Origin of the sequence: Chryseobacterium daecheongense (genome assembly GCA_027920525.1) — a bacterium.
In the GTDB taxonomy this organism is placed as follows: domain Bacteria; phylum Bacteroidota; class Bacteroidia; order Flavobacteriales; family Weeksellaceae; genus Chryseobacterium; species Chryseobacterium proteolyticum.
In genome coordinates this window covers 2,749,969-2,762,884 of the sequence record CP115858.1, presented here as the reverse complement: position 1 = coordinate 2,762,884, position 12,916 = coordinate 2,749,969, and the positions used below count along the sequence as shown (strand labels likewise).

Genomic DNA, 12,916 nt, shown 5'->3' with positions numbered 1-12,916 from the left:
GATGAAGCAAAATACAATTGTGAAAACGTTTATTTCCCGCTTTTTAATATTGATATTAAATTTCGGGCTGGTCATTTATACAACCAATATGTGGGGCAGTGAAGGGAAAGGGACAATTTCCATTGTGATTGCCGACCTTACCATTGTAGGCTTTTTCTGTAACATTTTTGTGGGAAGCAGCGTCACATATTTTGCCTCAAAATATAAAACGGAACAAATTCTTTTGTATGCTTATCTATGGTCTGTTTTAATAGGGATAGCTGTTCCGCTTATTTTTAGTATTATTCGTCCGGTAGAATATTTATCCTATCTCATTGGACTGTCTGTTTTGTCTTCACTTCTTGCCGCTAATATTAACTTGTTTGTCGGGCAGCAGAATATCAGAATGTTCAATCTATATACTATTTTGCAGCAGGTAGTTCATATTGTTTTTATTATAATTATTGTATACCTTATTAACATTACGTCAGTTGTTTCTTACTTTATAGCCCAGCTAAGTTGCTTTGCCGTTTTATTCATAACCAGTAGCTTTCAAATCTTACGTTATTGTGAAATTGGCCGTATTTCATTTTCTAAAAAAATTCGTAATAAGCTGTTTGATTATGGTTGGAAGACACAATTAAGTGCTTTTCTCCAGTTTTTAAATAACAGGTTATCATTTTACTTTTTAGAATTTTTTAAGGGGATTACGAGTGTTGGTGTTTTTTCTATCGGAATTGCTTTTTCTGAGGCGATCTGGACTGTAAGTAAAAGCCTTTCTGTGGTTTTATATTCAGATGTGGTTAATACCAGCAATCATAACATCGCTATTGAAAAAACAAAGATATCTTTGAAGATCAGTTTTCTGGTTACCTTACTTTTTATTATCATCATTTTGCTTTTACCAGCCCAGTTCTATGTGATGATTTTTGGTAAAGATTTTAGCGAAACCAAACGGATCACCCTGTTTTTATCTCCCGGCATTCTGGCTATAGCCGTAAGTAATATAATAGGATATTATTTTGCCGGGGTGAATAAGCTGAGAATATTAAATATTAAATCTGTAATAGGGCTTATTTTTACGATCGTTTCATCCTTTTTTATCATTCCAAGGTGGGGAATTACAGGAGCCTGTATCATAACCTCTGTTTCCTATTGTATTTCATCCGGATTATTGTTCTGGAAATTTTATGAACTGACAGAGTTCCATATCCGTGATTTTATGATTTCAAAATCTGAAATTAATTTGTTGCTGAATAAAGTATTAAGAAAAAATAATTAAAATATGTTTTATCTTTGTTCGAAATGAGAAATGTTATATTCGGAATTCTGGTAGTTTTTTTTGCGCTTCTGAGCTGTAGAAGCGACGAGGATAGTATACAAAGGATAGATCAGATTGTTAATCTGTATATGAAGAACAGTGCCGGACAGGATTTATTGAATGCCAAAAAGAGCGGCTCATTTACCGCAATTTCAATGAATGATATCAATGGGATCAGCGATAATGCTCCGGTAAGTTTTGCATTAAAGGCTACGGCAGATTCTACACTTTATATTGAGTATATTGCGGGAGCCAGAAGAGTAACTGTAGATTCAATAAGCCCTGCAGATCGAACTTACGAATCCCGTATTACATTAGCACTTACAAAAAAGCTTACAGAAACCACCAATGATGTGACAAATGATGTTCTCAGAATCCAATATCATTGGACACCTTCCGTATTCGAAGTCTCCAAAGTATTTTATAATGATGAGCTGAAGTTTACAAAACAACCAGGTGCTCCAAATGTTGTTACCATTATAAAATAATTTTAAATTTGCAAAACTGTTAGCCTGGATGATCTATGGTTTAACATTCTAATCAACTAACATCCAAATAAAATGTTACAAGTTAATTTTTTACGCGATAACAAAGAGCGCGTTTTAGAAGGTCTGAAAAAAAGACAATTCAAAAATCTTGAGTTGGTAGACGAAGCTATTGCTACCGATGACGAAAGAAAAAAAATCCAGTTTGAATTAGATTCTCAACTTTCCGAAATCAATAAAATCTCCAAAGAAATTGGGCTTTTAATGAAAGAGGGTAAAAAAGATGAAGCAGAATCAGCAAAATCTAAAACAGCACAATTTAAAGAGTCGAGTAAAGAATTACAATCACAACTGGATGTAAAAGAAAAAGACTTATTAAATATCCTGTATCAACTTCCGAATATTCCAAATGAGCTTGTAAAGAACGGAGCATCAGCAGATGATAATGAAATCATTTATCAGTCTCATGAAGTTGAAGGTCTTGGAGAAGGAGCAATTCCACACTGGGAGCTGGCAAAAAAATATAACCTTATTGATTTCGAATTAGGGGTGAAGATTGCAGGAGCAGGTTTTCCTGTTTATTTAGGAAAAGGGGCAAGAATGCAAAGAGCATTGGTACAGTATTTTCTTGATAAAAATGTAGATGCCGGATATATGGAGGTAAATCCTCCTCACGTAGTTAATGAGGCATCTGGATATGGTACCGGACAATTACCGGACAAAGAGGGGCAAATGTATCATATCGGTGCGGATGATCTCTATTTGATTCCTACAGCTGAAGTTCCGGTAACAAATTTATATCGTGATGTTTTACTGGAAGAAAAAGATCTTCCTATTAAAAATACGGCATTTTCACAATGTTACAGAAGGGAGGCCGGTAGTTATGGAGCTCATGTAAGAGGATTGAACCGTCTTCATCAATTTGAAAAAGTAGAAATTGTAAGAATTGAAAAGCCTGAAAATTCTTATGCCGTTTTGGAAGAAATGGTTGAACATATCAAAGAGATTCTTACGGATCTTGAACTTCCTTACAGGGTATTAAGACTATGTGGCGGGGATACAGGTTTTGCGTCTGCAATGACATATGATTTCGAAGTATGGAGTGCTGCTCAGGAAAAATGGTTGGAAGTAAGTTCTGTTTCTAATTTTGAAACATTCCAGGCGAATCGTTTAAAATGCCGTTATAAAACAGATGGCAAGTCTCAGCTGGTTCATACCCTAAATGGTTCTGCTATGGCCTTACCACGAATTATGGCTGCATTGCTTGAAAATAATCAGACCGAAGAAGGAATCAGACTTCCGAAAAAAGTGGCTGAATATGCAAAATTTGAATTGATTAATTAATACAGAAATATATAATATGAAAACCACCGGCATGCCGGTGGTTTTTTGTTTTTATTCTGTTGTAATAATGATCATTTTATCATCATGTTTGAACTTAAATTCTTTATCATAAAGTGCTTTAATATCGTATTCTATCCTAATCGAATGATCATCAACCTGCTGTACCCAGTCATGCTTTCCGCTAATGGATTTTATTTTGTTTTCAAATTTCAGAGTAGTTCCGATCTTCTTAAAAAGCATAGGTAACAAACCTTCAGCACTCTCGATTTCTTCTTGTGGTGTTTTTGATTTGAGCGCTTCCTCAATATTTTTAAGATTAAGATTTTCTGTATTGATCGTTAAGGTTTTACCATTCCAGTCATTATATACATTTTGATCAACAGGGAGCTGATAGCCTACGGAAAGACGATGGAGTGCATCATAATCAGGTTTTGAGAAATGGTCTAGTTTTAAAGAAAATCCTGCATATTCATTATTTTCTTTATTGGATTTCATAAAAACCTTCTTTAATATTTTTATGGAATCCTGATCCTTGATTTTACCTTTGTTTTTTTCTTTATCCAACTCATACATGCTTGTCCAGGTTGTGGGAAGTTTATCCATTTCGCCAAGCTCCTTTTTCTGTAAAGAATCCGTTGTCATGGCTTTCATTTCGGCCATAAACTCACGCACATCGATATCCATAACCGTAGAGGACGCAGCATCTTTATAATAAACTATTTCAGAATTGATGGTACAGGATTGCAATGCCAAAAGGCACATCGTGAATAACAGGAATGTTTTTTTCATGGGTATAGTAAGATATTTTAATGACAGTTTACATCATGATTATGGCCTTTCTGGATTGTCATGGCTTCAGCTTTGGGAGAAATGTAAGGAATTCCCAATTCAAGTCCTCTAACGATAAAGAGCCCGCCTAAAATAATCATGATAATAGGGATTGCTTTTAAAACCTTCATCCTGAAAGCCTGATTCATGAGATTTCCGACAAGAACTACCGCAAACATGAACGGAAGTGTTCCTAATCCAAATAAAGCCATATATAAAGCTCCCTGCAATATTCCTCCACTTGCTAGACTTGCCGTAAGAGCCATATAAACCATTCCACAAGGTAAAAATCCATTTAAAATACCCGTTGTAAATCTTGAACGGTAGTCTGCTTTTTGAAGGAGCCTTCCTAAATTTGATTTTACTGAAAAAAGGAATTTGGAGAAAAAAGGAATTTTGGACGCAAAATCTTTTCCACCAAAAGAAAAAATGGCCATAATAATCAACAGGATTCCAACACCGATTGTTAAGTACCGCTGAAATCCTGCCATTTCAAATCCTTGCCCAATGATCCCAAGAATACCACCCAAAAGAGAATACGTAAATATTCTTCCAAACTGATAGGTGAGATTCTGAAGATAAAAATTAGTAGCCTGTTTCTTTGTTAATCCCATCGATAATGCAATAGGTCCACACATTCCGATACAGTGAAAGCCGGAAGCAAAGCCTAATCCAATTGCCGATAAAATAAGTGCTATTTCCATATCACATCATAATCCATTCTGTAGTTGACCTTGTCTCTTGTCCACATTAATCGTAGGGTATAACCTCCGGTTTTTAATACCTTTGAGGGAATAACAAACGATTGATTTGCATCCAATTGTTCAGATCTTTTGATATCTAAATTCTGGTCATCTGTTCTGTTTAAAACAAACTTTACAGTAGTATTGGAATTGTTATAATCTTTTGGGAATACTATTTTAATTCCATTTGTATCTTGAGTGTAAGCAGGTTTTTCCTTAAGTTCATCTGCTCTCCTTTTAGCATCTATCACATCCTGGTATTGTAATTCTTCTTCGTAATAATTATCAGTTACCATTTCTGAATTTTTCTGCCCGTTCGGGAAAAGAAATAACATAGATAAAATAAAGATAATAAATGCAGCTAATGCCAATACAACACCGTGTCCCCAACTAAAGTTTTTCATTGCTTCCGGATTTTTTTTATTTGTCTTGTAGTATATCATTAAAAAACCTCTGTCATTTTCATTTGACTACATAAATGCGAAAATATGGAGGTTTCTGAGAATTAAAAATCTAATTTAAATGGTCCTTCGAAATAAGTTTTATAAGAATCAACCAGTTTTCCTTTCATATCGTAAACACCAATTGTAATGTTTTGCTTAGATAACTTCATGGCATCTTCAGGGAAACTTATGTTGATTGTCCCTTTCGATATCTTATCTCTTTCTACAGTAATTTTACTCGATGCACTGTAGATAATTTCACCTTTAGCAGGCTCTATTACTTTGATGGTTACAATTTTCTTGTCGTTTGTCTTATTTAAGAAAGTGTAATTATATGTATTGGTGATCTTACCATCCCTTACAAAAAATGTACTTCCTGCAGGTTTAATGAATTTAGCCTCCATTTCTCCGCGGTTGTACAGAAGGTAGCCGAGGAATCCAACAAGCAGTACGAGAACAACGGCAAATCCTTTCATCCTTCCCGTAAATTTGAATGGCGTTTGATTTTCAATCTCATTTTCAGATGCGTAGCGGATCAATCCTTTCGGAAGACCTACTTTCTCCATCACTTCATCACAGGCATCAATACAAGCGGTACAGTTCACACATTCCAACTGTTGCCCATCTCTGATATCAATTCCTGTAGGACAAACTACGACACATTGATGGCAATCTATACAATCTCCTTTTCCCGCAGCTTTTCTATCCTCGCCTTTTCTCCATTTTGACCTGTTTTCTCCACGTTTGAAATCGTAGAATACATTGATGGTATCTTTATCAATTAATACACCTTGTAGTCTCCCGTATGGGCAAACCAATGTACATACCTGCTCCCTGAACCAAGCAAACACAAAGTAAAATGCTGCTGTTAGAAGAATCATTACGATGAAATTGGTTGGATTGGCAAAAGGACCTTCAGAAACAATTCTGAAGACTTCTTTATATCCCACGATATACATAAACATAAAGTGGGTAATGATCAATGATATTACAATGTATACAAACCACTTTAAACTTCTTTTCCAGATCTTTTCGCTATCCCATGGCTGTCTGTCCAGCTTCATCTGCTTGTTTCTGTCACCTTCGATAAGGAATTCTATTTTACGAAATATCGATTCCATAAAAATTGTCTGAGGGCATATCCACCCGCAGAAAATTCTTCCGAATGCAATCGTAAAAATAATAATGAATATCAAAGATGCTATAGCACCCAAAGTAAGGATAAAAAAGTCCTGAGGATAGAAAGGCTGTCCGAAAATAAAGAACTCCCTATCGATAACATTGAATAAAAGGAAAGGGTTACCATTAATTTTTAAGAATGGAACAGCAAAGTATATAACCAATAAAGTATAACTTACAATGTTCCTATAGTTGGTGTATTTACCTTTAGGTTTTCTTGGGAACACCCATTTTCTTTTTCCGGATTGCTCCATAGTCCCTATAGAATCCCTGTAAGTCTCAGGGTCCAGAACCTGTCCCTGTCCGCCGCGTACTTCTATTTCTTCTATGTCTGACATTTTGTAGTGTATTTAAAAAAAGAAAAGCATAATCGGTTACTATTTTTTTTCTAATAACAAATTATGCTTTTCATATGTTTTAATTTTCTTTAAATTATTCTTTTTCCCAATGAGCTTCTGTTCCCTGAGGAGCTGCTCCACCTTGAGCCGGTGTAATTGGTGGTTGTTCCTGATTGATGTGATATACAAAAGCTGCAATTTTCTCAATTTCGGCACCTGAAACCTCACCATTTTTACCAAACGGTCTCATGGCAGGGTTCGTAGGAGAACCATTCCAGTCCATATGGAAAACATTTTTAAATAAAGTCTTCTCTGGTTGGTTGATCCAGTAATTATCCGTTAAGTTCGGACCAATACCTCCTCTTCCGTCTTCTCCGTGGCAAGATGCACAGTTTGTTTTGAAAAGCTCTTTACCATCTGCAATATTATCAGCCGAATATTTCGCTGTTTCAATGGTTACAGGAGGCTGAGATTTTTCGTACTCTGCAATACTTGCGATTTGCTCTTTATATTCTTTTTCATATTCGCTTAATGGATGAGCGAAGTCTGTAAAAGAGTATGCACATATATATACAATACAAAAAGCAGTCCCAAAATAAAATAACCCTACCCACCATTTTGGTAATTGATTATCGAGCTCCATAATTCCATCGAAGCCATGGTCGATAAGGATGTCTTTTTCCTCTGTAACAGATTGCTTTTTGAATGCACTGTCATACATTCTTCTTAAGAAAGGAATCTTTTTCTCAGCAAGGTAAGCCGCTTTTTCTTCAGGAGACAATTTTTTGAATCTATTATTTTCAATCAGGTCTCCAATGGCGCTATGAATATAAGCTAAGATAGCACTTATCACAACAGTTCCCCAGAAGTATGGTGAAGCTAGAAACGAGTAGCTTTGTACAAATAAATAATAAAAAACTATTAAAAGTCCAATTATTATTAAAATGTTTACAACAACCGGTGTTCTTTGTTTCATAATAAATTTTTAATTTTTTAAATTAAAGTCGTCTTCGTCATCCTGCAGAGGAGCCTCTTCTTCTTCCTTGTAATATTTTTTAGGTCTGCTAAAAACATATATTACCAAAGCTACGAAGAACAGCATAAAGAAAATCAGAGCCAGCGTCTGGTAAAAACCAGCGTTTTCTGTATTGGATAATATATCTTTAAAGTTCTGAGGAATCATTGAGCTTTAATATTTTTTAGTTATTACTTGCTGTTTTTATTTCTGTTGTTTTGATATCAGTACCTAATCTTTGAAGATAAGAGATAAGGGCTACAACCTCTTTTTTCTCTAGTTCACCTTTAGGTCTCTTCGCATAAGCCTCTTTCAGGTCATTTGCTTCAGAGAAAATATCTTTTACAATCTTCGCTGCCTGGTTATCTGCCCACTTGTTTGCAGAATCTATCTGAGGCTTTGTATATGGTACATCGAAAGTATTTTTCATCAGTAACATTTTATCAACCATTTTAGATCTGTCTAAGTTCGTAGCGATTAACCAAGGGTAACGAGGCATGATAGAACCCGCTGATGTCGATCTTGGGTTATACATGTGCTTATAGTGCCAAGAACTAGGGTTTTTTCCTCCTTCTCTATGTAAATCCGGCCCTGTTCTTTTTGAACCCCATAGGAATGGTCTGTCATAAACAAACTCACCCGCTTTTGAATATTGTCCGTTTTTACCGTTAAATCTTACGATCTCATCTCGGAATGGTCTTACCATCTGAGAGTGACAAGCGTTACAACCTTCACGGATATAAATATCTCTACCTTCAAGTTCCAACGGTGAATAAGGCTTCACTGCTGAAATGGTAGGTACACTTTTCTTAAGTGATAGAGTAGGTATAATTTCAACTGAACTACCGATAGAAATAGTGATGAAAGATAAAATACCTAATAATACAGGTGTTCTTTCTAACCAAAGGTGAGTTCCTTCTCCTTCTTTTCTGTTTTTGCTGATGTTTGCTAAAGCAGGAGCTTCTGCAGGAACTTCTTTCTGGAATGATCCTTTTCTTACCGTTGCAACAACGTTTACGATCATTAAAATAGCTCCTGAAATGTAGAAGAATCCTCCTAAGAATCTCATTTTAAAATAAGGGATAATAGCTGTTACAGTATCCAACCAGTTTTTCCACAATAGTGTTCCGTCCGGATTGAACTGTTTCCACATCAAACCTTGAGTAAATCCTGAAATATACATTGGTACTGCATAGAAAATAATTCCTAAAGTCCCTAACCAGAAATGCCAGTTAGCTAATTTTACAGACCATAATTTTGTTCTCCACAGGATAGGTACAAGATAATAGATTACACCGAATGCCATGAAACCATTCCATCCTAGTGCACCTAAATGTACGTGTCCGATTACCCAGTCAGTAAAGTGACCGATCTTGTTGATATTTTTAGTTGCTAAAAGCGGTCCTTCAAAAGTTGCCATACCATAACATGTAACAGCTACCACGAAGAATTTAAGGATAGGATTTTCTCTTACTTTATCCCATGCTCCTCTTAAGGTAAGAAGACCATTAAGCATTCCTCCCCATGACGGAGCGATAAGCATAATAGAGAACCCTGTTCCTACTGCCTGTGCCCATGCAGGAAGTGCAGTATACTGAAGGTGGTGAGGACCAGCCCAGATATATACGAAAATTAATGACCAGAAGTGGATAATAGACAGTTTATATGAGAAAACCGGTCTGTCTGCCGCTTTTGGCAAGAAGTAATACATCAAACCTAAAACCGGAGTTGTTAATACGAATGCTACTGCATTGTGACCATACCACCATTGTACGATAGCATCTTTTACCCCTGCATATGCTGAATATGATTTCCATCCTGTGAAAGATAACGGAACTTCTAAGTTATTAAAGATGTGAAGCATTGCTACTGCGATCCAGGTACCAATGTAGAACCAGATAGCTACATAAAGGTGTCTTACCCTTCTCTTAGCAATAGTTAAGAACATGTTGATACCGAAAATGATCCATGAGAAAGCAATTAATATATCGATTGGCCATTCGTGCTCAGCATATTCTTTAGAGGTGTTGATCCCCATAAAGAATGTAATGAACGTAGCAACAATCATAAACTGCCAAGTCCAGAAATGTAACCAAGATAATGTATCGCTATACATTCTTGTTTTTAATAATCTCTGTAATGAGTAATAAATACCGGTATAAACGATATTACAAACGAATGCAAAGATTACCGTGTTGGTGTGCAACATTCTGATTCTACCAAAACCAAATGCACCATGAGTATTAATTAGCCCTTGGATGTTACCACTCTTCAAACTCTGAATGGTAGTATCATCTGTACCAAATAAAAATTCAGGAAGTTCAGGGTAGAAAAGCATTAAGGCTGCTGTAAGCCCGAACAAAAACCCTATAAGCCCAAAAACTATGGTCGCATAAAGAAATGCCCGAACAATACTGTTGTCATAACTAAACTTTTGTGTCTCCATATCAACTATTCACTTTTTTCTTCAATTTTATTATTTTCTCCTTTTTCTTTCTCGTCTGTTTTGTTGCCATCTTTCTCTTTCTCCTTTATTTCACCGGAGTCAAAAAGAATTCGTACAGCAGGAGATTCATCATCCTCAAACTGTCCTTTTCGGGCGTTAACTATAAAAACGACCAAGAAAATTGCAGCTAAAGAAACACTGCATAGGATCATTAAATATAGAATATCCATCAGACAACAAAATTAACCTATTTTCGGGGTTCAAATTTAGTGAAAAATAATGACATTCATCACGAAATACCGATTCTTGCTAATTTAAAATCAGTCTAAATAAGGGCTTCTACGCCTCTTTGGTAAAGTATTTCCGTCCTAAGATCCAGGTTGAAATTGTAGTGAATGCAACTACAGTGATTGAGCTTATTGGCATGATTATCGCTGCGAATAGCGGATGCATATGGCCTGTAACAGCGTAACTTAAGCCTACTATATTGTATAAAAAGCTTATTATGAATGTCATTTTAACAATAGTAATTGAGCCTTTGCAAACGTTCAGGTACCTGTCAAGGGTAACCACTTTGTCACCATTCATGATGACATCAGATGAAGGAGTAAAGGTATTGGTGTCATCTGCAATGGCTATTCCTACATTGCTTTGTTTCAATGCTCCTGCATCATTTAATCCATCTCCCAACATGGCAACTTTGTAATTTTTATCCTGGAGTTGCTTGATGTAATTTAATTTATCCTCAGGGCTTTGATTAAATGCCATCGCTTGATAGTTGGGGATAATTTCCTTTAACTGATTTTCTTCAGAAGAATTATCGCCGCTTAAAATGAAGATTTTATAATGGTTGAGCGTTTTGAATAAGTTTTTAAGGCGACTTCTATATTCATTTTTGAATATGAATTTACCTAGAAATTCATTGTTTTTACTGATGTAGACTGCCGTTTCAAGATTTTTAGATTCCTGATTATTATATTTTGCAGATCCTATCTTATAATGGGCTCCTCTTACAGTAGCCTCATATCCTTTCCCGGAGGTCTCAACGAAATTATCAACAGGGAAGTAGTCATCATTAATATCAATAAATTCGTATAAAGATTTTGAAAGCGGGTGATTTGAATTTTTTAATAAGGTTTTGATATTCAGTGAGTCGAATTCTGAAATGGTGGAACCTTCATACTTGATATTTGTTTTTTTGCGGTGGGTAATGGTTCCCGTTTTATCAAATACAAGCGTGTCGATTTTTGCAATTTTCTCAATGGTCAGGGTATCCTTCACATAGAATTTATTTCGTCCTAAAATCCTCATAATGTGCCCGAAAGTAAAAGGAGCGGAAAGCGCCAGCGCGCAAGGACAGGCAATGATCAATATGGCAGATACCACCTGGAACATTTTTTCCAGATCAATGAATGACCAGTAAATTCCTGAAATCAAAGCTATGCCTAAGATGATAAATGTGAAATACTTGCTGATGTTATTGGTGAGAGTGTCAAGTCCTGTTTCGTATTTCTTAAATGCTTCCTTATTCCAAAGTTGAGTAAGGTAGCTTTGGTCCACATTTTTGATCACTTCAAGTTCAAGAGAAGAACCTATCTGTTTTCCACCGGCAAAAATTTTATCTCCCGGTTGTTTACTTATGCTTTCACTTTCACCAGTGATGAAACTGTTATCGATATTTCCTTCCCCGTTAATAAGAATAGCATCTACGGGGATGATTTCCTGGTTTCTAACCAGAATCCGGTCTCCTACTTTAACTTCTGAAAGTAAGATATTGTCCTGCTTTCCATTAAAATCGACTTTGGTAACTGCAATCGGATAAAAAGATTTGTAATCACGGTCGTATGAAAGAGCGCTATAAGTTCTTTTCTGAAAGGTTTTTCCTAGCAGCATGAAGAATAATAGCCCACAAAGTGTATCGAAATAGCCAGGTCCGTAGTCTGTTGCTACCTCATAAATACTTCTTCCGAAAAGAACGAAAATACCCAAAACAATAGGAACGTCAATATTAACGATCTTGTTCTTTAAACCATACCAGGCCGATTTGTAATAATCTGAAGCTGAATAGAAAACTACAGGAATGGCAAGCAGAAACATTAATGTTCTAAAAAGTCCTTTGTAGTGCTGCATCCAATAATCTTCACCTCCAATATACTCAGGAAAAGCAAGGAACATTCCATTCCCAAACGCAAAACCGGCAATGGCAAGTTTAACAAGAAGGGACTTATCAAGATGATCCACGTTTTTCTCTGCCGTTTCCAGGCTAATGACCGGTTTGTATCCGAGGTTGGTTAAAAATTTAGCGAGTTCGCTTAGTTTTAGATCGTTATGGTTGAAAGAAACCTGTAGGGTCTTTCTGGTAAAATTGACCTGTGAATATTTAATGCCGTCGTTCAGGGTATGAAGGCTTTCCAAAAGCCAGATGCAAGATGAGCAGTGGATTACAGGGATTTTAAAAGTCACAAGGCTTGTATTGCCTTCTGAAAAATCGGTGACTTTTTCAAAAATTTCCGGTGTGTCCAAATAATCGAACTGAGAGGAATTTTCGTCCGGACGAATTCCTGCTCTTTTATTCAGTTCATAAAAATTACTTAGATTGTTGGTATTCAGAATTTCGTAAACTGACTTGCAACCGTTGCAACAAAAAATTTTTTCATCAAAAAGAATTCGTTCTTTTTCTATGCCTTGACCACAATGAAAACAGTTCTCGCTCACCTCCATAAATTATTGAGGTACAAAATTATAACAAATTTTTTTGTTTATCGAGTTAAAATGTTCTATTTTTGTGATAAATG

At 35.9% G+C, this 12,916-nt stretch carries 12 protein-coding genes; 3 read left to right on the top strand and 9 right to left on the bottom strand.

The window, feature by feature from the left end; genetic code table 11:
- Nucleotide 1 precedes the first annotated feature (1 nt).
- The 3 genes from PFY10_12170 to serS all read left to right on the top strand — a co-directional run bounded on the left by PFY10_12170 (nt 2) and on the right by serS (nt 3,129).
- Nucleotides 2-1,261 (top strand): polysaccharide biosynthesis C-terminal domain-containing protein, encoded by a 1,260-nt coding sequence (locus PFY10_12170; protein WBV54992.1) that lies wholly within the window; start codon nt 2-4, stop codon nt 1,259-1,261.
- A gap of 23 nt (nt 1,262-1,284) precedes the next feature.
- On the top strand, nt 1,285-1,788 hold the full coding sequence (locus PFY10_12165) for a hypothetical protein (GenBank protein WBV54991.1): 504 nt from the start codon (nt 1,285-1,287) through the stop codon (nt 1,786-1,788).
- A 72-nt stretch (nt 1,789-1,860) separates the two neighbouring features.
- On the top strand, nt 1,861-3,129 hold the full coding sequence (gene serS, locus PFY10_12160; protein ID WBV54990.1) for a serine--tRNA ligase: 1,269 nt from the start codon (nt 1,861-1,863) through the stop codon (nt 3,127-3,129).
- Between the two features lie 51 nt (nt 3,130-3,180).
- Here the strand turns inward: serS and PFY10_12155 are convergent, their stop codons facing one another.
- From PFY10_12155 to PFY10_12115, 9 genes are all read right to left on the bottom strand, one after another.
- On the bottom strand, nt 3,181-3,918 hold the full coding sequence (locus tag PFY10_12155; protein WBV54989.1) for a hypothetical protein: 738 nt from the start codon (nt 3,916-3,918) through the stop codon (nt 3,181-3,183).
- A 17-nt stretch (nt 3,919-3,935) separates the two neighbouring features.
- A complete protein-coding gene (locus PFY10_12150) occupies nt 3,936-4,661 on the bottom strand; it encodes a sulfite exporter TauE/SafE family protein (GenBank protein WBV54988.1) in 726 nt (241 codons plus the stop codon).
- Nucleotides 4,652-5,104 carry a FixH family protein gene (locus tag PFY10_12145; GenBank protein WBV54987.1) on the bottom strand — a complete coding sequence of 151 codons (453 nt, stop codon included), beginning with the start codon at nt 5,102-5,104 and terminating at the stop codon, nt 4,652-4,654. Before PFY10_12145 ends, PFY10_12150 begins: the two co-directional genes overlap by 10 nt.
- Nucleotides 5,105-5,205: 101 nt before the next feature.
- Nucleotides 5,206-6,660 carry a cytochrome c oxidase accessory protein CcoG gene (ccoG, locus tag PFY10_12140; protein ID WBV54986.1) on the bottom strand — a complete coding sequence of 485 codons (1,455 nt, stop codon included), beginning with the start codon at nt 6,658-6,660 and terminating at the stop codon, nt 5,206-5,208.
- Nucleotides 6,661-6,754: 94 nt separating this feature from the next.
- Nucleotides 6,755-7,636, bottom strand: a complete 882-nt coding sequence (locus tag PFY10_12135; protein ID WBV54985.1) for a c-type cytochrome — start codon at nt 7,634-7,636, stop codon at nt 6,755-6,757.
- Nucleotides 7,637-7,645: 9 nt separating this feature from the next.
- The gene (locus tag PFY10_12130; GenBank protein ID WBV54984.1) at nt 7,646-7,843 is read right to left on the bottom strand and encodes a cbb3-type cytochrome c oxidase subunit 3; all 198 of its coding nucleotides are present in this window, start codon (nt 7,841-7,843) and stop codon (nt 7,646-7,648) included.
- Between the two features lie 16 nt (nt 7,844-7,859).
- Complete coding sequence (ccoN, locus tag PFY10_12125) at nt 7,860-10,121, bottom strand: cytochrome-c oxidase, cbb3-type subunit I (protein ID WBV54983.1); 2,262 nt, start codon at nt 10,119-10,121, stop codon at nt 7,860-7,862.
- Between the two features lie 5 nt (nt 10,122-10,126).
- Nucleotides 10,127-10,351: a cbb3-type cytochrome oxidase assembly protein CcoS gene (gene ccoS / locus PFY10_12120; GenBank protein ID WBV54982.1), complete on the bottom strand. Its 225-nt coding sequence runs from the start codon at nt 10,349-10,351 to the stop codon at nt 10,127-10,129.
- Between the two features lie 109 nt (nt 10,352-10,460).
- Entirely contained in the window at nt 10,461-12,836 is a 2,376-nt protein-coding gene (locus tag PFY10_12115; GenBank protein ID WBV54981.1) for a heavy metal translocating P-type ATPase metal-binding domain-containing protein, read from the bottom strand.
- Nucleotides 12,837-12,916 lie beyond the last annotated feature (80 nt).